Below are 21,396 nucleotides of genomic sequence, written 5' to 3' on the forward strand. Positions count from 1 at the left end.
CAGCGGCAGGTAGCACCACCGGTCGTAATGGCCATTGAACAGGGACAACTGCTGTCGGCCGTGGGTGGGATCGTCGGTGGCGTCGAGGTCCAGGGTCACCAGCTTGCACCTGCGGCCACGCAACCGTCGTCGGTGGCTGGTTGATGACCGTCTCGACGATCGCTTCGCTCAGACGGTACAGATCAACCCGCCGCCGGTCGTTCTCGAAGCGGCTCAAAGTGGGCAGGCTGGCCAGGTCGTCTCCCGTGACCGGATCTCGGTCCAGCAGGAGCTTGTGCATGGGATCGCTGCCGATGCGGGCGGCATCATTGGTGTCGCGGTGGGGCCAGGGGATGCGTAGCTCGTACTCGGGGTCGATCGTCGATTCCTGAGCTGAAAACTGCCGATTATCGACATCCTGAGAGACACGGACAGGACATTCGTGCCGAATCCACGCCCCGGCAATTGACACCGACTGATTAATTAGGGTATGATCGATCCTGGATTCAGCATCGAAAGGCGGAAATATACGGTTGGATTTCCTATATACGCGAAAAGGCAGTGCGCTCGGGATGACGGGGGCGGTCGATCTGGATCACGCCTCGCGCCGTCGTCGCCTTGCGGGCTTCACCCCCTCGTTTCCCCCGTTCCATGAAGCGCAGCTCGACGACGCCCGTGCGATGGATCTACGCGATCTATTGCCTGTCCGGGTTCGTCAGCCTCGGGTATCAGGTCTCGTGGTACCGGATCTACGTGGATCAGTTCGGCTGTTCGAGCCTGACCTTCATCCTGGTGCTGTCCAACTTCATCGTGGGTCTGGGCGCGGGGGCGCTGGTCAGTCGGAGGGTCGTGGCCTGGCTGCAGCGCCTGACCGGACTGGGGGATAAGCTACGCGCCTACGGTTTGATCGAGTTGCTGGTTACCGTGTCAGTGCTGCTCACTCTCCTGACTCGCCTCGTTCCGGCCGACGCATGGGGAGTGTTTCCCTATCGGATTCAATCCGACGGGATCTACCAGGCGACGCTCGCTTATCAGATTTCGAAGACGGCGATCGCCACGCTCACGGTTTTCTTGCCGTGCTTCTTCATGGGTATAACCTACCCTCTGCTCTGCGCCGTCTTCCAGCGCGATGCACGGTTCCCTGCCGCCCTTTACGCGTGGAACACCCTGGGGGCCTGCTCGGGTGTTCTGGCCTGTCAGATCCTCCTGCTCCCGACCATCGGGCATACGTCGACCTTCCTGGTGATGGCCGCGATCAACGGGGCGCTCGGTCTCGCGATGTTGTTGAAGGGCGCGGCTCCCTCCACGGGCGCCGAGTCATCACCCAAAACACCGCCGGATCCCGGCCGGCCTGGGCTTTTCGGCGTACTCACCGCGGTCGCCATCCTGAGCGGGCTGCTCACCGGCGCTCTCGAAGGCGACATGTTCAAGCGGATCGGCTTCATCTCCACCAAGTCCACTGCTCTCATGTCGTTCATATCCTTCTGGGTTATCCTGGCCATCTTCGTCGGAAGTACCCTGGTGAGGAATCTGGCGTGGCTGCGGCTGACTCACATCAAGATCGCCTGTGTGGCCGCGGCCGCTGGGTATTGGATTGCATGGGAGAATGCCTACCCCATCATAGGATGGATGCTCCGGCGCACCTATGACGCCGAGACGATACACGCCGCCATCATCCGCTACGGACTGCAGGACAATCCGGCGGGGCTGCCTATGGCGTTCCCGGCGAGCCTGACGCAACTTCTCGCGTATACGGGGATATTCGTCTTTCCGGTCTTCCTGGCCCTGTCCATGCTGCTTCCGTACGTGTGCAACCGTCTCCAGGCCTATCGTCGACACCTGGGCATGGCTTACGGGCTGAACACCCTGGCGTTCTGCATCGGTCTGGTCGGTTTCACCTATCTCGCCCCGCGGGTGAGCATCTTCTACTCGTTGAAGCTGATGATGGTCCTCTTGGTGATCGGGCTGTTGCTCTTGGCCCTGATCCGCGAGAGCCGGCGGCTATCGGTCTGGGCTCCGTCGGCCGCGGTCGTGGCGTTCGCGGCTGCGGCCGTGTTCACGCCGTCGGAGTACGATCCCGGGTTTGCGCAACCGAGAAGCCCCGCGGCCCGATACCCCGTCAGGGCCATGAAGAGCAATATGATGCACACCACGTACATCGTGTCCGAACCGATCGGCGAATGCCTGTACTTCGACGGACACGCCATGTCAGCGACGAATTTCGCGTCGCAACACTACATGCGACTGATGGCGCACTTCCCGTTGCTCGCACAACCCTATCCAAGGCGAGTCCTGTTGATCGGATTCGGGGTGGGGAACACGGCTGCAGCCATTGCCGCCCACGACACGGTGAAAGAGATCGACGTGGTCGATCTGAACCGGACCGTACTGCAGACCGCTCCGGAGTTCGAGCGCACCAACGACCGGGCTTATCTCGATCCACGGATGAGGTTCATCAACGACGACGGGCGCAACTTCCTGAATCTCACCGACCGTCGCTACGACCTGATCACCAGCGAACCTCCTCCCCCTCTCATGGTCGGTGTCTACCGTCTCTACTCAAAGGAATACTACGAAAAGGTGCTGGAGCACCTCACGCCCCGGGGCATGATGACCCAGTGGCTGCCCATCTATCAGGTGCCGCCCCGAGCGTGCGAATTGATCGTGGCGACCTTCGTCCAGACGTTCCCGCATTCCCTCCTCTTCGTCGGTGCGGGAGAGGAGTTGATCCTGGTGGGGAGCCGCTCCCCGATCGACCTGCAACAGATCGAGAATCGCTTCTCTCTCCAGCCACGCGTACTCCGGGACATGGAACGTCTGCTGGTGTCGGGTCCCATAGCCCTGCTGGCCAGGATCCTGATGGTAGAGCAGGACTTGCGCTTGGAGTACGGGGCCTTGCCGGTCATCAGCGACGAGCGAAACGACCTGGCCTACATGTTCGAGAACCTATCCAATCCCGCCAGCATCACCTACCGGCCCCGTCTCTTGTTCGCCCATTTCGCCTCCCACCGTCTGTCCTCGCAGGAGACGTTGCGCCAGTTATTCACCGACCATCAGGCGCGACTCCGCTTCGTCCCAGACTTCCCGTACCATATCCTTCGGAACGCACCGAATGTCCGCTGACCTCTGGTCGACTGTCCCTTCGTTATCATACTTGTCCGGCCTGACATATAAGCAGTTAGGCGATCAGGCGAATCAGACAGCCCTCCTGTTTATTGACGCAGCTACAGGCTCAGAGATCTGGAGAAGATGGCGACGGCCCGAGGCTAGGCCGAAACAGAACTGGATGTCGCCTAAAGAGGAAGGAGGATCACAGCACCCTGTCACAAGGGCAGTTAGCTGGAGGGAGGGTGCGTAAATCTGGATGTCGCCTTAGTGCGTAAAGGTGGGTGTCGCTTGACAGATGTCGGGAGTCTGCCGCCACTATGCCATCGTGTCAGGCGGTCAGGTGCGTAAATCTGGGTGTCGCCTTAAAGCTAGGGTAGGGTGTCCTGTGACAGCGACGTCTGACGGATATGAGCTACCTTCGTAGCGATGCCCGGGCCTTCCGGATTGCCCGCGTCCTCAAAGATCTCCCGCCGCCAGCAGCGCCGCGAAGGTCGCGAAGGGCATGACCTCGATCCCGTCCTCGGTCTCGAGTCGCGGACCCTCGGGATAGACGATCATCCGGCGCTTGAGCCCGGGCAGGGCGGAGATCGCACGCAACCCGTGGCACCAGCGCTCGGTGAACGCCCGGCCCGATTTGACCTCGATCGCCAGGTGCTCGTCGCCGCGCGTGAGCACGAAGTCGACCTCCGTGTCACGTCGCTCGGCAGCCCAGTATGCGATCTCGTCGCAGAGTCCGTCGTAGTCGCGATGCGCTCGCAGCACCTGGGCGACGAGCCCCTCGAACAGGGCACCGCGTTCCTCCGGGGCGAGCGACCCGCGCGTGCGGCGCATGGACCTCACGACGCCCGGATCGCACCAGTACCACTTGGGGTGCCTGCGCTCACGCACGCGCAGCTTCGGCTCGAAACCTGGTACCCGGAAGCAGAGGAGCGTCTCCTCGAGGATCTCGAGGTAGCCGTTGACCGTCGTCCGCGCGACGCCGGCCTCGCGCGCGATGTTCGACACGTTGATGGTCTGCCCGTGGTACAGCGCGGCGATCGGCAGGAAGCGGGCGAAACCGGGCAGGTTGCGCACCAGGGCCTCGGCCTGGATTTCCTCCTTCAGGTACATCTGGGCGTAGGCCGCGAGCGTATCGTTGCGGTCGGGCGCATCCCAGATCAGGGGCATCAAGCCGTGGGTCAACGCCGCGTCGAGATCGAAGTAGCCGCCGAGCTCGGCGGGCACGAAGGGGTGCATCGCGCGGTGGAGCGCTCGTCCGGCCAGCAGATTGACGCCGGCGCGCTTGAGCTTGCGCGCGCTGGAGCCGCACAACACGAAGCGCAGTCCGCGTTCCTCCCGGAACCGATGGACCTCGTTGAGCAGGGCCGGCAGACGCTGCACCTCGTCGAGCACGACCCACCGATCGGAGGCGACGGCGCGCAGCTCGTCGGCGAGGTGCCGCGGATCGGCCAGTAGCCGCTGATATCGTGCCTCGGACAGGAGATCGATGACGTGAGCGTCGGGCAAGCAGGTGCGGATCCAGGTCGTCTTGCCCGTCCCGCGAGGCCCGAAGAGGAAGAAGCTCTGGCCCGGTAGCTTGAGCCGGCGGGTGTACATTATAGACCACCTTGTCGTCATTTAGCGTCGAATTGTGACGACAATATAGTTAATCGTCCGTTACATGGCAAGCAGTTGTCTAGGATTCCACGAGTTTCGGTTTGAACGCTCTATCCGGTGGGGAGAGAGGCGAGGTGTGTCGGGCGACCCTGAGATTGACGGCGAGGGAGGACTGCTCACCAGGGATGTGCGCCCGGGACGAATCGCGGCAGATCCCGGGCCGCGAGTGGTCGGCATGGGTGGAAAGTAACCTCAGCCCGCCGTCTCCCCCGCCAACAGCTTCTCCGGCCTGATCTTGTGCCGGTCCAGCCCCACCGCCTCCGCCGACAGTCCCTGGGCCAGCGCCAGCAGCTGGAAGTAGTACACCGGCGGAATCGTGAACCCCAGATCGAACTTCCGCGCCAGCTTCAACTGCCCCGTGTCGAAGGAGTCGAAACACGACGGGCAGATCACGCCCATGATGTCCACGTCGGCCGCGTGGATCGACTCCAGCACGGTGCGGGTCATCTGCTCGGGCAGGTCGCAGTCGCGGCAGGCCTTGCCGCAGCAGATGATCCTCTCGGTGTGGTTGACCGGCGTGGCGCCGATGGCTTCGAGCATGTCCTCGAAGATGGTGGGATGATCGGGGTCGTCCACCTGCATGATGTCGCGGGGCTTGAGCAGGTGGCAGCCGTAGTGGACGGCGATGCGCACGCCCTCCAGGGGACGCTTGACCGAGGCCTTCACCGCTTCGAGGCCCACCTCGTCGCGCAGCACGGTGATCAGGTGGCGGGCGTTGACGGTGCCCTCGTACTTCATGTCGATCGTCGCCAGGCGGGCGTTCACCCGCTCGAGCAGCTCGCCGCCCTGGTTCAGCAGGTGGGCGGCCTCGGCCAGGGTCTCGGTGCAGCCGCTGCAGATGGTCACGTAGTCCAGCCCCGCCCGCTCGGCGATGACCAGGTTGCGCGCCGCCAGGGTCACCCAGTCCAGCTTGTGCAGCGACTTGAAGAACACCGGGTCCGGGCAGCAGCCCAGCCCGGGCAGGTCCACCAACTCGATGCCCAGCCCGGGGACGGTCTTGCGGACCGCCGCCTCCATCTGGGGGTAGCGGATCTGGATCATGCAGCCGGGAAAGAAGGCATGCTTCATCTATGGCTCCTCCCTCTCGGTCGCGACTTCCCGCTCCCCCGCCTCCAGCAGCTTGCTCAGCGGCTCGAGGTCCAGCTCGGGCAGGGGGGGCAGTCCCAGCTCCTCGCGCCGGCGGTGCGTGACCGAGGTGACCTTGGCGCTGCGGCCGGTCTGCAGTAGGCCGTCCACCAGCTTCTCTACGCCCGCGGGTACGATGCCCCGCTCGCCCATCAGGTTCTTCAGGGCGACGATCACCTCGATGGGCTTGACGTCCTGGGGACAGCGATCGAAGCAGGTGAAGCAGTTCGAGCACTGCCAGACCGTCGAGTCCGGGCCGACGACCTCCTCCTGCATCCCGTACAGCACCGCCAGCATGATCCGGCGCGGGTTGAAGTCCTCGCTGAAGCGGGCCGACGGGCAGTCCCCCACGCAGGCGCCGCACTGGTAGCAGTAGTTGACGCCGTCGCCCTCCAGCACCAGGCCCAGTTCCTCGCGGAACCCGTGGTCGATCTTGACGGGTTTCTCGCCCACGCCCTATCCCTTCTTGGCGTCCGCCTCCTCCAGGGGGCGCACGCTGTTGGAACGGCACTTCGGGCACGACCGCTCGCTCATGGCCCCCTGGGGGTCATAGGCCTCCAGGTAGTCGTGCCCGCAGCGCATGCACTTAAACTTCCAGGGCTTCTCCACTCTCGGTCCTTCCCTTCTTGGCCGCCTGCTTCGCCTGTTTCGCCAGCTTCTTGAGGTGTTCGGCCTCGAGCACCTCCATGGTGTGCGCGACCTCGTCCGCGGTCACGGTCCGCCGCAGCTCCTCCATCTGGCGCATGGTCTTCTGGAACTTGGGGCCCTCGGCCGCGCTGATCCACTCGAGCTGGAGCCGCTCGGGGCGGATGTCCCTCTTCTCCAGGAATTTCCACAGCCGGTAGAGGCGCTTGACGGTCTGCCGGTTGGCGTCGATGTAGTGGCAGTCGCTGAAGTGGCAGCCCGAGACCAGCACCACCGGCGCCCCCTTGCGGAAGGCCCGCAGGACGAAGGACTCGTCCACGCGCGCCGAGCACATGGTGCGGATCAGGCGGTTGCTGGCCGGGTACTGCATGCGGCTGATGCCCGCGGTGTCGCCGCCGGCGTAGCTGCACCAGTTGCAGGCGAAGACCACGACCTTCTCCATGTGCCGCTGCGCCAGGATGGCGTCGACCTGGGACATGATCTGCCCGTCGGTGAAATGACGCATGCTGATGGCCTGGAAGGCGCAGGTGGCGCTGCAGTTGCCGCAGCCGGCGCAGGCCGCCTCGACGACCCGGGCCTTGGTCTTGGTCGCCTTGTCCGCGGTGATCGCCCCGTAGGGGCAGACCAGCGCGCACAGGCCGCAGGCGTTGCACAGGTCCTGATCGACCAGCGCGGTGATGGACTCGACGGTGACCTTGCCCGCGTTGAGCAGGGCGCCGGCGCGCGACGCCGCCGCGCCCGCCTGGGTGACCGAGTCCTTGACGTCCTTGGGGGCCTCGGCGCAGCCGGCGATGAACACGCCCTTGGTCGGCGCATCCACCGGTTTCAGCTTGGGATGGGCCTCCATCAGGAACCCGTCGCCGGTGGACGAGAGGGTCAGCAGCCGGCGGACCTTCTTGTCCGCGGACTGGGGCCTGGCCCCCACCGAGAGCACGATCATGTCGAACTCGTGCTCCTCCATCTCCTGGGTGGTCGTGTTCTCCACCATCATGTGCAGGCTGCCGGTCGCGGGATCCTCCTCCACTTCGCCGGGTATGCCCCGGATGTACCGGACGCCGGCCTCGCGGCTCTTGTCGTAGAGCGCCTCGAAGCCCTTGCCGAAGGCGCGCATGTCGATGTAGAAGACGGTGCACTCGCTGTCGGGATAGTGGTCCCGGATCAGCAGGGTGTCCTTGACCGTGTTCATGCAGCAGAAGTTGCTGCAGTAGCCGGCCCCGTCCCGCAGGGAGCGCGAGCCCACGCACTGGATGAAGCCGATCCGCCGGGGCGTCCGGTGGTCGCCGGGACGCACCAGATGCCCCTCGGTGGGGCCGCCGGCGCAGATCAGGCGCTCGAACTCCATGCTCGTGACCACGTTCGCGTACCGGGTGTAGCCGTACTCGTCGAGGGCGGTCGGGTCGTAGGGCTCGATGCCCGTGGCCACGACGATGGCGCCCACGTCCAGCAGCACGGTCTCGTCCTGCATGTCGTAGTCGATGGCCCGCTTCTCGCAGACGTCGGCGCACTTGCCGCAGGCGATGGGATTGACGCCGAGGCACGTCTCCATGTCGATGAGGTAGGCCGAGGGCACCGCCTGGGGGAACGGCAGGTGGATGGCCCGGCGGGTGGAGAACCCCATCTGGAACTCGTCCGGATGCGTCGCCGGGCAGACCTTCGCGCATTCGCCGCAGCTGTTGCACAGGGCCGCGTCGACGTAGCGTGCCTTCTTGCGAACCGTGACCTTGAAGTTGCCCACGTAGCCGGAGACGTCTTCGACTTCGCTGAAGGCCATCAACTTGATCTTGGGATGCCGACCGGCATCCATCATCTTAGGACCGAGTATTCATATGGAGCAGTCCATGGTCGGGAACGTCTTGTCCAGCTGCGCCATGATCCCGCCGATGCTCGGTTCCTTCTCGACCAGGTACACCGGGTGTCCCTGGTCCGCCAGTTCCATCGCCGCCTGGATGCCGGCGACGCCGCCGCCGATGACCAGAGCCGCCTTGGTGACCGGGAAGGTCATCTCTTCCTGGGGCGTCAGCTTCGCGGCACGCGCCACGGAACTGGCGACCAGGTCCTTGGCCTTCTCCGTCGCCCCCGCGGGGTCGTCCCCGTGCACCCACGAGCAATGCTCGCGCAGATTGGCCATCTCCATCAGGTACGGGTTCAGGCCCACGTCCCAGACGCAGCCGCGGAACGTCGGCTCGTGCATGCGGGGCGTGCAGGACGCCACGACCACCCGTTCGAGCTTGTCCTCGGTGATGGCCCGCTTGATCTCCTCCTGACCCGGCTCGGCGCACGTGTACTTGTTCCGCACAACGGTCACGACGCCGGGAAGGGTACGCGCGTACGCCTCCACGGCCGCCGTGTCGACGGTGCCGGCGATGTTCGAGCCGCAGTCGCAGACGAACACGCCGATGCGAGGCAGGGCTTTGTCAGTCATGGTTCACCTCCTCTCGTGCTTGCGGCCCCGCCCGCGGGCGGGGCACCGTTCGTCTTCCGATTCACTCGCCATCCAGCGCGCCCGCGATGACGGCGGCCAGATCCCGGATCTCGATGTCGGGCACGGCCGCGTCGTCGCCGGACTGGGCGCATTTGAGGTGGACCATGCACTTCGGGCACGCGGTCACGAGCAGTTCGCCGCCCGTGTCCGCGGCCGCCCGCAGCAGATCCGTCTGGATACGCTTGGAGGCCTGGTTGCAGGCCAGCCAGTTGCCGGCGCAGCAGATGGCCCGCCCCCGGTTGCGGGGCATCTCCTTCAACTCGAGCCGGGGCACCGCGGCCAGGGCCGCGCGCGGCTGGTCGTACTTTCCCTGGTGCCGGCCCAACCGGCACGGGTCCTCGAAGGTCACGGTCATCGCCCGCGGGGACAGGGTCAGTTCGTCCCTGCGCTCGGCCACCAGTTCGGCCACGTGCTTGATCTCGCAGACGGGCTGGCCGAAACGCCTCTGGTACTCGTTCCTCAGCGTCAGCTGGCATTCGGGGCAGACGGTGACCACCAGCTCCGGCGCGACCGACTCGAACATCTTCACGTTCAGCGCGGCCAGCTTCTCGAAGGTCTCGTCGTCACCGGACCAGAGCTGGTCGTGTCCGCAGCATCTTTCGTCGCCGCGCACCGCCGGCGCGATGCCCAGGGCGTTGAGGATCCGGATCGCGCCCCTGACCGCGTCCAGGGTGCGGACGCCGTTGTTGGCGAAGAAGACGTCGAAGTACGGCGTGCAGCCGGTCCAGAGCATCACCTTGGACGAGGGATCGATCTTCAGGCCGGCGTCCCCGCCGCTCGTCAGCCAGTCCAGGCGCTGCTGGGGCGCGTCGGCCTGCGACTGCAGGACGGCCACCGCGTCGATGGCGCTGCAGCGGGTGAAGGCGGGCTTTTCGCCGTGCTGCCGCGAGCGGCGCCGCAACGGCGGCACCGACGGGGAGATGGGTACCTCCTGGGGGCAGACGGTGTCGCAGCGCATGCAGGTGAGACAGGCCCAGACCGCCTCGCCCGCCGACGCGGTGGGGCTCCCGCCCAGACGACGCATGAGACGGCGCGGCGAGAGGGCGCGGTTGTAGCGGGCCACCGGGCAGGCGCTCGTGCACTTGCCGCAGTCCAGACAGCGCAGAATCTCCACCGCAGCCTTGGTCATGTCTCGCTCACCTCCGTGCCGGCGCCGACGGGCTGCGCCGCGAATTCCTCGTCGCTGCTGTGACTGCGCAGGGGACTGGGACCGAGCTCGGTGATCCGGGCGACGAATTCGTCTATCAGAGCCGCCCACTGGGGACCCTCGGCCGCCGAGACCCACTCCAGCCGCACCCGGTCCTCTTCCAGGCCGAGCATGCGCAGCATCTCCTTGGTGACGTCGAACTGCTTGATGGCCCAGTGGTTGCCGAAGATGTAGTGGCAGTCGCCGATATGGCAGCCGCTGACGAGCACGCCGTCGGCGCCCATCTGGAAGGCCCGCAGCACGTGCACGGTGTTCACCCGCCCGGAGCACATGGTGCGGATCACCCGGAAGCCCGGGTTGTGGGCGATGCGGCTGCTGCCGGCCGTGTCGGCGCCCGCGTAGCTGCACCAGTTGCAGGCGAAGACCACGATGCGGGGATCGAAGCCGTCGCTCATGGCGTCTCCTCCCACAGCAACAGGGACTCCATCATGGCCTCGATCTGGGGATCGGTGAAGTGGCGGGCGGTGATGGCGCCGCCGGGGCACCAGGCCACGCAGGTGCCGCAACCCTTGCAGGAGGCCTTGTTGATCGTGGCGACCGGCACGCCCAGCTCGCCCGGCGCCAGCGACGGGGCGTTGAACTCGCAGATCTCCAGACAGGTGCCGCAGCCGCGGCAGCGCAGGGGATCGACCTCGGCCAGGGTGGGTTCGAGGGCCAGCTTCGTGCGCGACATGATCTGTCCCGCCTTGCCGGCGGCCGCCGCGGCCTCGTTCAGCGAGTCGCTGATGGGCTTGGCGCCTACGGCCGAGCCGCAGACGAACACGCCGTCGATCACCGTCTCGACCGGTCCCAGCTCGGGATGGCGCTCCATGAAGAAGCCGTCCGGCCCCAGGGGGATCTTCAGGATCTCGCGCAGGCGCGGGACGACCTCGGCGTCCGGTATCATGCCCACCGCCAGGACCACCAGGTCGGCCGGCGCCTCGATGTCCCGGCCCAGCATCACGTCCCGCGCCACGACGCCCTTGGCGATGGTCTTGGTGCCCACGACCTCGGGCTCATGATCGTCCGGTACGCGGATGAACAGCACGCCGGCGCCGCGGGCTTCGCGGTACAGCTCCTCCGCGCCGGGCGAGACGCAGCGCATGTCCCGGTACAGGACCGTGGTCTTCACGCCGCGCCGGGCCAGCTGCAGGGCCTGCTGCACCGTGGCGGGGCAACAGTAGCGGCTGCAACCGGGATTGCAGCCCTCGCGTTCGCGGCGCGAGCCGACGCACTGGATGAACACGGCGCTCGCGGGGGGCGCGCCCCCCTCGCCGAACAGCTTGTCGCCGGTGTCGGCCAGGCGCTGCTCCAGTTGCACGCTGGTCACCACGTTGCGCTTGGTGCCATGCCCGAAGCTGCCGGTCGGATCGTAGATGCGCGCGCCGGTGGCCAGGATGATGGTGCCGGTCTCTATTGCGGAGATCTTGCTCCCTTTCCCCGTGCCCGTCAGCTCGATACGGAAGTTGCCGAGGTAGCCGTGCACCGCCGCCAGGTCGGTGCGCAGGCGCACGTCGACCCGCGACGACGCCAGCTGGTCCCGCAGGGCCGCCAGCTTCTGTGCGCCGGGAGCGCCGGAACCGTAGAGGGTCTCCAGGCCGGGATCCTGGAGGATGCCGCCCAGGCTGCCGGTCTTCTCGATCAGGACCACCTCGTAGCCCTGGGCGTCCAGGTCGATGGCGGCGCGCATGCCGGCCACGCCCCCGCCGACGACCAGGGCCCGGCGGTTGACCTGCACTTCCACCGCCGTCAGGGGCTCGAGCTTCACGGCCCGGGCCACGCCCATGCGGATCTGATCGCGCGCACGCAGGTAGGCCTTGTCGGGCACGTGGGCGTGCACCCAGGTGCACTGGTCGCGGATGTTCACCATCTCGACGAGGTAGGGATTCAGGCCCGTGCGCGCCAGGACCTCGCGGAACACGGGCTCGTGGGTGCGCGGCGTGCAGGCCGCCACCACCACCCGGTTCAGCCGGTGCTCGGCGATGGCCGCCTCGATGGCGCGCTGGGCGACGTCCGCGCAGGCGAAGCTGTCGTCCGTCACGTAGACCACGCCCGGCAGCTTGCGCGCCTCGGCGGCCAGGCCCACCGGATCGACCACGCCCGCGATGTTGGCGCCGCAGTGGCAGACGAAGACGCCCACGCGCGGCTCGCCGCCCGCCTCGCGCATCTGCGGCGGCGGCGCTTCCTCGGTCCCCTGCCGGTGATCCAGCACGTGGACCGCCGCCTCGACGGCCGCGGCGCCGCCCTGGGCGACGCATTCGGGGATGATGGCCGGGGCGCCGGCGCTGCCGGCGACGTAGACGCCGCGGCGGCTCAGCTCGGCTGGCGCGTTCTCGGGATCGCGACGGCGGTAGAAGCCCTGCGCGTCCAGCTCCACGCCCAGGACGTCCGCCAGCTCCGCCGAGCCGCGGGGGGGCAGGGCCGCCACGGACAGCACCACCATGCCGGCCTCCAGCTTGTTCGGCCGGCCGGTCCGGAAATCCTCCACCCACACGGTCAGGTCGCCCGTGGCCGGGTCCTCCTGGATCTTGGCGGGCCGGCCGCGCACGTGCCTGACGTCGTCGCGCTTCAGGGTGCGCGCGACGAAGGCGTCATACCCCCGTCCAGACGCCCGCATGTCCGTGTACAGCAGCACGCACTCCCGTATGTCCGGTTCGTGCTCGTGGGCCAGCATGGCCGCCTTCACGGAGTTCATGCAGCAGTAGCGGGAGCAGTAGGGACGCCCGCCTTCGCCGCGGGAGCCGACGCACTGCACGAACACGATGCGCTCGGGGACCCGGTGGTCCGACGGACGCACGACGTGGCCGCGGGTCGGGCCGGTGGCGCAGAGCAGGCGCTCGAATTCGAGTCCGGTCAGGACGTTGAGGGCCCGGCCGTAGCCGAAGGCCTGCAGCTCGCGGGGATCCAGCTCGTCGAAGCCGGTGGCCACCACCACGGCGCCGACGTCCAGGGTGTAGTCCTCGGGCTTGTCGTCGAAGTCGATGGCGTTTGGCTCGCAGGCCCGCAGGCACCGGTCGCAGTAGAGGAAGTCGTCGTTCAGACAGGCTTCGCGGTCGATATGGAAGGTCGCGGGCACGGCCTGGGGGAAGGGACGGTCGATGGCCTTCGCCGCTTTCATCCCCACGTCGTAGGGATTGGGCCTGACCGCGGGGCAGGCCTCGCTGCACAGGCTGCAGCCGACGCAGAGATCGGGGTCCACGTACCTCGGTTGCCGGCGCACCCGGGCAGCGAAGCGTCCGGCCGCGCCTTGCAGACCGATGACCTCCGAGAGCGTATGCAACCTTATGCGGGGATGCCGACCGGCATCCATCATCAGGGGGCCGAGAATTCAGATCGAGCAGTCGACCGTCGGAAACACCTTGTCCAGCTGGCTCATGCGACCGCCGAGGGAAGGCGATCGCTCCACCAGGTGCACCTGGAATCCCGCCCGGGCGAGGTCGAGTGCGGACTGGATGCCCGCGATCCCGCCGCCGATCACCAAGACTCCCCTAGCCGTGGTAGTGTCCATATCCCTTCTCGAAGGCTTGCAGGTTGAGTTCGATCGTGGCCGCGGGGACCGACGATTCGACGGCTTTCATGGCGGCTTCCTTGCCCACGACGCCCGTGGCCGCCGTGGCGAAGCCAACCACGACGATGTTCTGGACGATGCGCTTGCCCAGCTCCTCGGCGATGCGCACCGCCGGCACGCCGTACCGCTTGACGCCGGCGGCGAGTTCGTCGCCGGGATGGACCAGATCCTCGTCGTAGATCAGGGTCCCGCCTTCTATCAGCTCGCCGGCGTACTTCTCGTATCCTTCGCGCGACAGGGCGATCAGCACGTCCGTCTTGCGCAGGTAGGGGAAGGAGACGAACGCGTCGTCCACGATCAGGGCCGAGGCGCAGGCGCTGCCCCGGGCCTCGGGCCCGAAGCTCTGGGTCATGGTCGAGTGCAGGCCGTCGTAGATGGCGGCGGCCTTGCCGAAGATGAAGCCCGTCATGATGACGCCCTGGCCGCCGTAGCCGGTGATCCTGATCTCACGCCTTGACATGGTCCTTCTCTCCCTGCTGGGCCGCCTTCACCTCGGCGGCGCGGTAATAGTCGTCCCCCAGCGCGGTCAGGAGCTGCCGCTCGCTGAGCTCTTGCCAGGTGGGCCGCTCGATGTCGAGGAACTTGCCCACCTTGATGGTCTTCTGGTAGTCGATGGCCAGCTGGGAGGTATCGCAGTCGTGCTCGATCCGGCTGTGGTCGTGGTAGAACTTCATCAGGTCGAAGCCGGAGCCGAGGCGGTTGCGGCGCGCGTAGAGGGTCGAGCAGGGGGCGACGGCCTCGACGAACGAGAAGCCGGGCTTGAGCAGGGCTTCCGTAAGCGATTTCGTGAGGCGCCGCACATGCAGCGAGGTCCAGCGCGCGATGTACACGGCCCCGCAGGCCTCGAGCAGGCTGGGCAGGCTGAAGGGCGGTTCGAAGGCCCCGTGGGGCGTGGTGGACGTGTTGGCCGGCTGCGGGGTGGTCGGCGCGGCCTGGCCGCCCGTCATGCCGTAGATGAAGTTGTTCACGCAGACCACCATGATGTCCATGTTGCGCCGCGCGGCATGGATCAGGTGGTTGCCGCCGATGGCCGACAGGTCACCGTCGCCGCTGAACACCACGACCTTCAGGTCGCGGTTTGCCAGCTTCAGGCCGGTGGCGAAGGGGATGGCCCGGCCGTGGGTTGTATGGTACGAATCGAGCTTCACGTACCCGGCCACCCGGCCGGTGCAGCCGATACCCGAGACGATGGCCATCTTGTCGTAGTCCATCTTCGCCTTGTCGATGGCGTCGATGAAGCACTTGACCACCGTGCCGATGCCGCACGTCGGGCACCAGATGTGCGGGAAGCGGTCCGTGCGCAGCAGGTGCGCCTGGGGATGTTCGAGGTGGGTCGTCTCGGTCATTTTGCCGCCTCCTCTATGGCCCGCTGGATGTCGGCGGGATCGTGCACGTTGCCGCCCATGTGGGGCACCAGCGTCACCGGCGCCCGGCCGGCGGCGCAGCGCTCCACCTCCAGGCTGAGCTGTCCGTAATTGATCTCCGGCACCACGAATCCCTTGACCTGCGGCGCGAGCTCCCTGATCCGGGTCTCGCAGAAGGGCCAGATGGTGAGCAGGCGGATGCTGCCCACCCTGATGCCGGCCGCGCGGGCCCCGTCGATGGCCGCGCGGGCCACGCGGGCGGTGATGCCGTACGAGATGACCGCCACCTCGCATCCGTCCACCTGGTCCTCCTCGAGTCTGACGATCTCGTCCGCGTTGAGGCGGATCTTGTCGCAGAGCCGGCGGACCAGCTTGTCCTGGCATTCGGCTGTCATGACCGGATAGCCGCGCTCGTCGTGGGTCAGGCCGGTGACGTGATAGCGATGGCCCTCTCCCGCGTGCGCCATGGCGGGGACCATGTCCGCGCCCACGGCGAAGGGCAGGTATTCACCGGGCGCGGCGTCCGTCTTGCGGCGCGGCGTGATCTCGATGTCCTCCGCGGCCGGAATCACCACACGCTCGGTCATGTGGCCGATGCACTCGTCGAGCATCACCATCACCGGCACGCGGTATCGCTCGGCCAGATTGAAGGCGTCGATGACCAGGTAGTAGGCCTCCTGGGGGGACTGGGGCGCGAGGGCGATGATCTCGTAGTCGCCGTGCGACCCCCAGCGCGCCTGCATGATGTCCGCCTGGCCCACCATCGTCGGCAGCCCGGTCGACGGCCCGCCCCGCTGCACGTTGATGATCACGCACGGGGTCTCGAGCATGGCGCCCAGGCCGATGTTCTCCATCATCAGGCTGAAACCGGGACCGGAGGTGACGGTCATGGCCTTGGCGCCGCCCCAGACCGCGCCCAGCACGGCGGTGATAGAGGCGATCTCGTCCTCCATCTGGATGAAGGTCCCTCCGACCCTGGGCACCCGGGCGGCGAAGCGCTCGACCACCTCGGTCGAGGGCGTGATCGGATAGCCGGCCACGAAATCGCAGCCGGCCGACAGGGCCCCCTCGGTGCAGGCGTGATCGCCGTCGAGGTAATGGCTGCCCGTGAGCACGCGCTTGGGGTCAGCTGACGCCATCGGCGGCCTCCTCAGGTTTCTGGGTGGAGTCATCCTCTTCGGCCGGCAGGCAGAAGATGGCGAAATCGGGGCAGATCACCTCGCAGAGATCGCATTCCACGCAGTTCCCCGCCTCGACGACCTCGGGGTAGTGGTAACCCTTGGTATTGAATTCGGAGGACATGCGCAGCACGTCGCGCGGGCAGAATTCGACGCAGAACTCGCAACCCTTGCAGCGATCGACTATGAGATGGATTTCGCCCTTGGGAATCTTGACTTGCTGGATGTCCAGCGGGGTCCGCCAGTAGCGCATCGCCACGTTCCCTCCCGGGCCTCGCCGGCGGTCGCGGTCACATGCACCGTTCGGCCGACGGCCAAATTCAGAGCGGTGGGTAGGGGCGAAGTGTGCGCAGCGCCTTGCGGTCCGATTCGGCTCCGTCTGTTGCTCGTCTGCAAGCGTCGAGTTGTCCGTCGAAGGGGTGCCAGCCTGCAGTGATCCATCAGGACTTCGTCCACCCGTGCCCAAGTCTAACACGTTGTACCACAATGTGGTTTGAAAAACAAGTTCATTTGGACGGAAACTGCGTGAGAAGATGTATCATGTTCATCTTTTCATCTCCGTCCGGGGCGGCCGACCGGTCAGACCTTCCCCGCCTTCACCACCTTGATCATCAGGCTCGGCAGGCCGACGCGAGAGAGACCGTCGAGCGCGTGGAAGCCGCCCTCGTCCGGCGCCCAGGCGGGCGGCGGCGGCGCGCGCCAGACGTCGATGCGCAGCGTGAAATGGGTGAAGACGTGGCGCACCTCGCCGCACGGCTCCCAGTCTCCCCGGAAGGGCGCACGGTCCAGGGCAGAGCCGTCGTCCCAGCGCTCCGTCCGCCAGGGCGTGGACGGGACTTCCATCATGCCGCCCAGCAGCCCCCGCTCCGGACGGCGGCGCAGCCAGATCTCGCCCCCGCGCACGACGAGGAACGCGACGCCGCGCCGCACCGGTCCGGCCGTCCTCGCCGCCCGGCGCGGATAATCGGCCTGCAGCCCCTCCTCGTGCGCCTGGCACCAGCGCGACAGGGGGCAACGCGTGCATTCGGGACTCTTCGGCGAACAGACGGTCGCGCCGAGATCCATGATCGCCTGGGCGTAGTCGCCCGGGCGTCGCGGATCCGCGAGGGCCGCGGCGAGCGCCTTCAGCTCGGCCTTGGCCTGCGGCAAGGGCGTTCCGACGGCGTGCAGCCGCGCGACGACGCGCTCCACGTTGCCGTCGACGACGTTGGCGGGCGCATCGAAGGCGACCGCGCGGATCGCCGCGGCCGTATAGGGACCGACTCCCGGCAACGCGAGCAACGCCTCCTCGGAGGATGGGAACTCGCCCCCCGCGTCGGCCACCGCGCCGGCGCAGGCGAACAGGTTGCGCGCCCGGGCGTAGTAGCCCAGGCCCGCCCAGGCCGCCAGCACGTCGTCGCGGTCGGCGGCGGCGAGGTCCTGGACGGTCGGCCAGCGGGCCAGGAAGCGGCGATAATAAGGCGTGGCGCTGGAAACGGTGGTCTGCTGTAGCATGATCTCCGACAGCCAGACGGCGTAGGGGTCCGGCCTCGCGCCGCGCGCGCGATCCTCGGGGCGCACGCGCCAGGGCAGGGCCCGTCCTTCCCTGTCGTACCATTCCAGCAAGGCGTTGCGCAGTGCGGGGACCGGCAGTCGGTTTGTCGGATGTCTCATCGGGCTCAGTCCTCCCCGTCACCCGTCAGGCGTTCCTCGAGCCAGGCGATCATGCGGGGGTCCCGGAGCGGGCCGGCCGTCGCAGCCGCAAGCGCCCGGCGGTAATCCTGGCGGGCCTCCCCCGTCTGCCGCATCTGCTCGTGGATACGACCGAGCTGGAGGTGGCATTCCGCGCGCTGGAGGTTCGCGCCGTACCAGGGCTCGAAATCGGCGGCGACGGCCCGGGCGAAGGCTTCCCGCGCGCGGTCGAGCTCGCCCGACCGGAGATGGGCTTCCCCGACCTGCGCGTACTGCTGGCCGAAGCCGCGTTCGCGCGTGATCCCCTCGATCGGCAGGTTGACGACCAGGACCAGCAGAACCAGCGGCACGAGCGAGAGAAGGACGGGCCGGTAGCGCTGCGCCCTGAGGTGCGCCCCCCACCAGCATAATTGCAGCGCGGCGGCGACGACCAGGACCCCGGCCAGGGTGAGCCGGTAGCGTCCCAGCACGAAGGTGATCGTGAAGGCGGCGAACTGGGAAACGAGCAGGGCGATGAGCAGCAGATGGCGGCGCCACTCGCGTCCCCGGCAGACCAGTCCGACCAGTCCGATCGGCGCGACGAGACCGAAACCGAGACCGGCCAGGCGCAACGCCCCGGAGTAGCGCCGGGCGAAATAGAAGTTGTCGTTGATGCCGAGTTCGGTGGCGTGCAGGCAGAGCCGGGCCTTGCGGACCCACAGGCGGACGGCCCGACCGGGATTCTGCAGCACGTAGTCGCGCGCCTTGCCCGCGAAGAAGGCCGACATCCGCGAGGGGCGCATGTCCCGTGCGGTGCGTTTTTCGTCGCGCAGGTAGTAGCCGAGATGCGATCCCCAGATGTCGTTGTACGGATAGGTCGCGGCGTCGCCGTAGGTGCCCGTGGCGAGTTCGTTGTTGCCGATAAACAGGTTCTTGCCCGCATTCGAGGTCAGGAGGACGAAATCCCACCCGACCGCGTAGTTGCGCACGGTCACGAGCCCCACGACCAGGACGCAGGTGACCGACACGATCGCGATCCGCCCGAGGCGCGCGCGCGCCGGCGACCCGGGAAAGCCGAACCAGAGCCAGACGAGAACCCCCGGGAAGAAGAGCAGGGCGGTGCCGTGCGCCAGCGCGCAGAGTCCGACGGCCAGGCCGCCGGCGACCCACCAGCCGCGGGATTCGCGCCGGGCGGCCAGCAGGAGCGCGAGCGTCGCCGCCATGTGGAGGCCGAGGGTCAGCGCCGACGGCATCAGGATGCCGTCGTAGTAGATGAAGAGCCCGTAGAGCGCGGCGATCAGGCCGGCGAGCAGGCCCGCCACCGGACCGGCCGACAGCATCGCGATCCAGCAGATCAGCAGGCAGGTGACGGCGCCGAGCGCGCATTGCAGGTAGCGCGCATGCGCGATCTCGTCGCCGGGGGCCGCCGCGTAGACAGCCGCGAGGGCGTAGGGATAGAGCGGCGCCAGGTAGAACACCTCGTCGCCCAGCCAATCGCCCCCGGCGATCCCGCGCGCCGTCCTGTCGTAGTATTGCGAGTCGTACATGGGGATCGAATCGCGCATCAGGGGGCTATCGGCGGCTTGGCGGACGTGTCCGATGCGCAGCGCGAGCGCTAAGAGAAACACGACAGCGGAGATGAACCAGGGGTGGCGCCAGTTGAAACGGCGAGCTGGTTTGACGGTCATGAGGCGGCCCCCGGTCGGTTGACGGCCCAATCGTCCCGGCTGTTCGGCTTCCCATATTACCAGATGTCCGCTCCGGAATCCGGTGTTTACGCCGTGCGTACGCGGCGGCGGCGTTGACGTTGGCCGGGCGTCCGCGCTAGGATGTGTTTCAGCCCGGCGAGACGCCGGAGATCATGCGCATGTTTTCCTGTCCCTCCGCCGGCTGAGGCCTGCCCCGGCGACGAAAGGGGCGCGATGCCGAGCTACAGCAGGGACGTCACCGTCCGGCTCAGGGACACCGACGCCGCGGGCGTCATCTACTTCACCAGCCTGCTGGTCTTCGCCCACGAGACCTTCGAGCGGTATCTCGACGCATGCGAACGTCCGCTCGGGCGGCAGCTCGCCGAGGACGACGACCTGCTGCCCATCGTCCATTGCGAGGCGGATTACCGGCGCGGCGTTACCGTCGGCGACCGGTTGACCGTCGAGATGGCGGTCGACGCCATCGGCGAGTCCTCGTTCACCCTGGCCTACACGCTGCGCCGGAACGGCGACGAGGTCGGGCGCTGCCGGATCGTGCACGCGTCCCTCGGCAGGCGCAGTCTCCTGTCCGTCCCCCTGCCCGCCGTTGTGCGGGATCACCTGCGTGAATTGTCCGGAGGATCCGGCTGAGCCTCCTGCGACGCGAGGTAGGTTTCCAGCAGTGCCCGCCGGTCGATCTTGCCGAGCGCCAGCCGCGGCAGCTCCTCGACGACGATGATGTCGTCGGGCATGAGCAGCTTCGGCAGCCGCGCCGCCAGCCAGTCCCTCAGCTCCGCCCGCTCGATCTCGGCCGGCGCCGCATACAGCACCGGCCGCCGGCCCCAGCGCCGGCTCGGCGCGGCGATGACGGCGCAATCGTCGACCGCGGCGCAGCGGCGCGCGACCGACTCGATCTCGGCCGGGGAGATGTTCTCGCCGCCGGAGATGAAAGTCGCGTCCAGGCGGCCGAGCAACTCGAGACGGCCTTCGCCATCGAAACGTCCCAGATCTCCGGTATGGAACCAGCCGTCCGCATCGCGCGCGGCGGCGGCCTCGCCGCCGAGATACCGCGAAAAGACCGCCGGGCCGCGGATCGTGATCTCGCCGCCGGCGCCGGCCGCCGCCTCGCGGCCGTTGCCGTCGACCACGCGCACCTGCATCCCGGGCAGGGGCCGGGCCGACGCGCGGGCGCCGCCGTCGAATTCCCCCGGCGCCGCGGTGCAGATCTGCGATGACGCCTCGGTCATGCCGTAGGTCGGCAGGACGGGCACGGCAAGGCGCCGGCAGAGCTCGAGCAGCTGCGGGTCGGGCGCTTCGCCGCCGAGCAGGATCGCTTTCGCCCGCGACAGGACCCGGGCCTGCGGATCCGCGGCGAGCAGCGACCGGAGCATCTCCGGGACGCAGGACAGGATCGAGACGGCGCCTGCCGCGATGCCGTCGAGCGTCGCGCCGGGTGCGAAGCCGTCGCGCACGAGCACCGCGCTGCCCGCCAGCGCGCTGCGGAACAGGATCGCCAGGCCGCCGACGTGGCAGAAGGGCAGGTCGGCCAGCCAGCAGTCCTGCGCGGCCAGGGGCAGGTTCGCGTTGGCTGCCGACGCGGCGGCGACGTGGTTGGCCGTTGTCAGGACGACACCCTTGGGTGCGCCGCCGCTGCCCGAGGTGAAGACGACCGTGGCCTCGCGGGCGAGAGCGAGCGCGGCGTCGCCGGCGCCCGGCGCGCCGTGGCCCTTCGCCGCGGCCCGGCCGATCTCCAGCACGCCACGGACG

18 protein-coding genes are annotated in these 21,396 nt (G+C 67.6%); 2 read left to right on the plus strand and 16 right to left on the minus strand.

Annotated features, from left to right (window positions below):
• Positions 1 to 123: transposase (locus tag KJ554_13150; GenBank protein ID MBU0743282.1), on the minus strand; the 123-nt coding region annotated here is incomplete at its 3' end.
• Positions 124 to 654: 531 nt separating this feature from the next.
• Here KJ554_13150 and KJ554_13155 point away from each other — a divergent pair.
• A complete protein-coding gene (locus KJ554_13155) occupies positions 655 to 3,102 on the plus strand; it encodes a hypothetical protein (GenBank protein ID MBU0743283.1) in 2,448 nt (815 codons plus the stop codon).
• Positions 3,103 to 3,543: 441 nt separating this feature from the next.
• Here KJ554_13155 and KJ554_13160 read toward each other — a convergent pair whose 3' ends face one another.
• From KJ554_13160 to KJ554_13225, 14 genes are all read right to left on the minus strand, one after another.
• Positions 3,544 to 4,683 (minus strand): DUF4143 domain-containing protein, encoded by a 1,140-nt coding sequence (locus tag KJ554_13160; protein MBU0743284.1) that lies wholly within the window; start codon positions 4,681 to 4,683, stop codon positions 3,544 to 3,546.
• Positions 4,684 to 4,935: 252 nt separating this feature from the next.
• The gene (locus KJ554_13165; GenBank protein ID MBU0743285.1) at positions 4,936 to 5,811 is read right to left on the minus strand and encodes a CoB--CoM heterodisulfide reductase iron-sulfur subunit B family protein; all 876 of its coding nucleotides are present in this window, start codon (positions 5,809 to 5,811) and stop codon (positions 4,936 to 4,938) included.
• The gene (locus KJ554_13170; GenBank protein ID MBU0743286.1) at positions 5,812 to 6,321 is read right to left on the minus strand and encodes a 4Fe-4S dicluster domain-containing protein; all 510 of its coding nucleotides are present in this window, start codon (positions 6,319 to 6,321) and stop codon (positions 5,812 to 5,814) included.
• 133 nt (positions 6,322 to 6,454) lie between these two features.
• Entirely contained in the window at positions 6,455 to 8,935 is a 2,481-nt protein-coding gene (locus KJ554_13175) for a hydrogenase iron-sulfur subunit (GenBank protein MBU0743287.1), read from the minus strand.
• 61 nt (positions 8,936 to 8,996) lie between these two features.
• Positions 8,997 to 10,124: a (Fe-S)-binding protein gene (locus KJ554_13180; protein ID MBU0743288.1), complete on the minus strand. Its 1,128-nt coding sequence runs from the start codon at positions 10,122 to 10,124 to the stop codon at positions 8,997 to 8,999.
• Positions 10,121 to 10,597, minus strand: a complete 477-nt coding sequence (locus KJ554_13185) for a hydrogenase iron-sulfur subunit (GenBank protein ID MBU0743289.1) — start codon at positions 10,595 to 10,597, stop codon at positions 10,121 to 10,123. The genes KJ554_13180 and KJ554_13185 overlap by 4 nt, the downstream gene beginning before the upstream one ends.
• The gene (locus KJ554_13190) at positions 10,594 to 13,401 is read right to left on the minus strand and encodes an FAD-dependent oxidoreductase (GenBank protein ID MBU0743290.1); all 2,808 of its coding nucleotides are present in this window, start codon (positions 13,399 to 13,401) and stop codon (positions 10,594 to 10,596) included. The genes KJ554_13185 and KJ554_13190 overlap by 4 nt, the downstream gene beginning before the upstream one ends.
• Before the next feature lie 108 nt (positions 13,402 to 13,509).
• Complete coding sequence (locus KJ554_13195) at positions 13,510 to 13,659, minus strand: NAD(P)-binding protein (protein ID MBU0743291.1); 150 nt, start codon at positions 13,657 to 13,659, stop codon at positions 13,510 to 13,512.
• Between the two features lie 10 nt (positions 13,660 to 13,669).
• A complete protein-coding gene (locus tag KJ554_13200) occupies positions 13,670 to 14,209 on the minus strand; it encodes a 2-oxoacid:acceptor oxidoreductase family protein (protein MBU0743292.1) in 540 nt (179 codons plus the stop codon).
• Positions 14,196 to 15,095 (minus strand): 2-oxoacid:ferredoxin oxidoreductase subunit beta, encoded by a 900-nt coding sequence (locus KJ554_13205; GenBank protein MBU0743293.1) that lies wholly within the window; start codon positions 15,093 to 15,095, stop codon positions 14,196 to 14,198. The genes KJ554_13200 and KJ554_13205 overlap by 14 nt, the downstream gene beginning before the upstream one ends.
• Positions 15,092 to 16,252 (minus strand): 2-oxoacid:acceptor oxidoreductase subunit alpha, encoded by a 1,161-nt coding sequence (locus tag KJ554_13210; GenBank protein ID MBU0743294.1) that lies wholly within the window; start codon positions 16,250 to 16,252, stop codon positions 15,092 to 15,094. Before KJ554_13210 ends, KJ554_13205 begins: the two co-directional genes overlap by 4 nt.
• Positions 16,239 to 16,544, minus strand: a complete 306-nt coding sequence (locus KJ554_13215) for a 4Fe-4S dicluster domain-containing protein (protein MBU0743295.1) — start codon at positions 16,542 to 16,544, stop codon at positions 16,239 to 16,241. Before KJ554_13215 ends, KJ554_13210 begins: the two co-directional genes overlap by 14 nt.
• A gap of 326 nt (positions 16,545 to 16,870) precedes the next feature.
• A complete protein-coding gene (gene mutY, locus KJ554_13220; GenBank protein MBU0743296.1) occupies positions 16,871 to 17,944 on the minus strand; it encodes an A/G-specific adenine glycosylase in 1,074 nt (357 codons plus the stop codon).
• A 5-nt stretch (positions 17,945 to 17,949) separates the two neighbouring features.
• Positions 17,950 to 19,629, minus strand: a complete 1,680-nt coding sequence (locus KJ554_13225) for a glycosyltransferase family 39 protein (GenBank protein MBU0743297.1) — start codon at positions 19,627 to 19,629, stop codon at positions 17,950 to 17,952.
• Between the two features lie 234 nt (positions 19,630 to 19,863).
• On the opposite strand from KJ554_13225, the gene KJ554_13230 reads away from it, so the two are divergent.
• Entirely contained in the window at positions 19,864 to 20,280 is a 417-nt protein-coding gene (locus KJ554_13230; GenBank protein MBU0743298.1) for an acyl-CoA thioesterase, read from the plus strand.
• Here the strand turns inward: KJ554_13230 and KJ554_13235 are convergent.
• A partial coding sequence (locus KJ554_13235) for an AMP-binding protein (protein MBU0743299.1) occupies positions 20,247 to 21,396 on the minus strand: 1,150 nt, incomplete at its 5' end. The genes KJ554_13230 and KJ554_13235 overlap by 34 nt on opposite strands.

This window comes from bacterium, from assembly GCA_018814885.1.
GTDB lineage: Bacteria > Krumholzibacteriota > Krumholzibacteriia > LZORAL124-64-63 > LZORAL124-64-63 > JAHIYU01.

Bases quoted from the DNA above. Each gene is read 5' to 3' on its own strand.
- KJ554_13185 (MBU0743289.1), bottom strand. From the start codon at position 10,597: ATGAGCGACGGCTTCGATCCCCGCATCGTGGTCTTCGCCTGCAACTGG.
- KJ554_13205 (MBU0743293.1), bottom strand. From the start codon at position 15,095: ATGACCGAGACGACCCACCTCGAACATCCCCAGGCGCACCTGCTGCGC.
- KJ554_13210 (MBU0743294.1), bottom strand. From the start codon at position 16,252: ATGGCGTCAGCTGACCCCAAGCGCGTGCTCACGGGCAGCCATTACCTC.
- KJ554_13180 (MBU0743288.1), bottom strand. From the start codon at position 10,124: ATGACCAAGGCTGCGGTGGAGATTCTGCGCTGTCTGGACTGCGGCAAG.
- KJ554_13215 (MBU0743295.1), bottom strand. From the start codon at position 16,544: ATGCGCTACTGGCGGACCCCGCTGGACATCCAGCAAGTCAAGATTCCC.
- KJ554_13225 (MBU0743297.1), bottom strand. From the start codon at position 19,629: ATGACCGTCAAACCAGCTCGCCGTTTCAACTGGCGCCACCCCTGGTTC.
- mutY (MBU0743296.1), bottom strand. From the start codon at position 17,944: ATGAGACATCCGACAAACCGACTGCCGGTCCCCGCACTGCGCAACGCC.
- KJ554_13230 (MBU0743298.1), top strand. From the start codon at position 19,864: ATGCCGAGCTACAGCAGGGACGTCACCGTCCGGCTCAGGGACACCGAC.
- KJ554_13200 (MBU0743292.1), bottom strand. From the start codon at position 14,209: ATGTCAAGGCGTGAGATCAGGATCACCGGCTACGGCGGCCAGGGCGTC.
- KJ554_13160 (MBU0743284.1), bottom strand. From the start codon at position 4,683: ATGTACACCCGCCGGCTCAAGCTACCGGGCCAGAGCTTCTTCCTCTTC.
- KJ554_13165 (MBU0743285.1), bottom strand. From the start codon at position 5,811: ATGAAGCATGCCTTCTTTCCCGGCTGCATGATCCAGATCCGCTACCCC.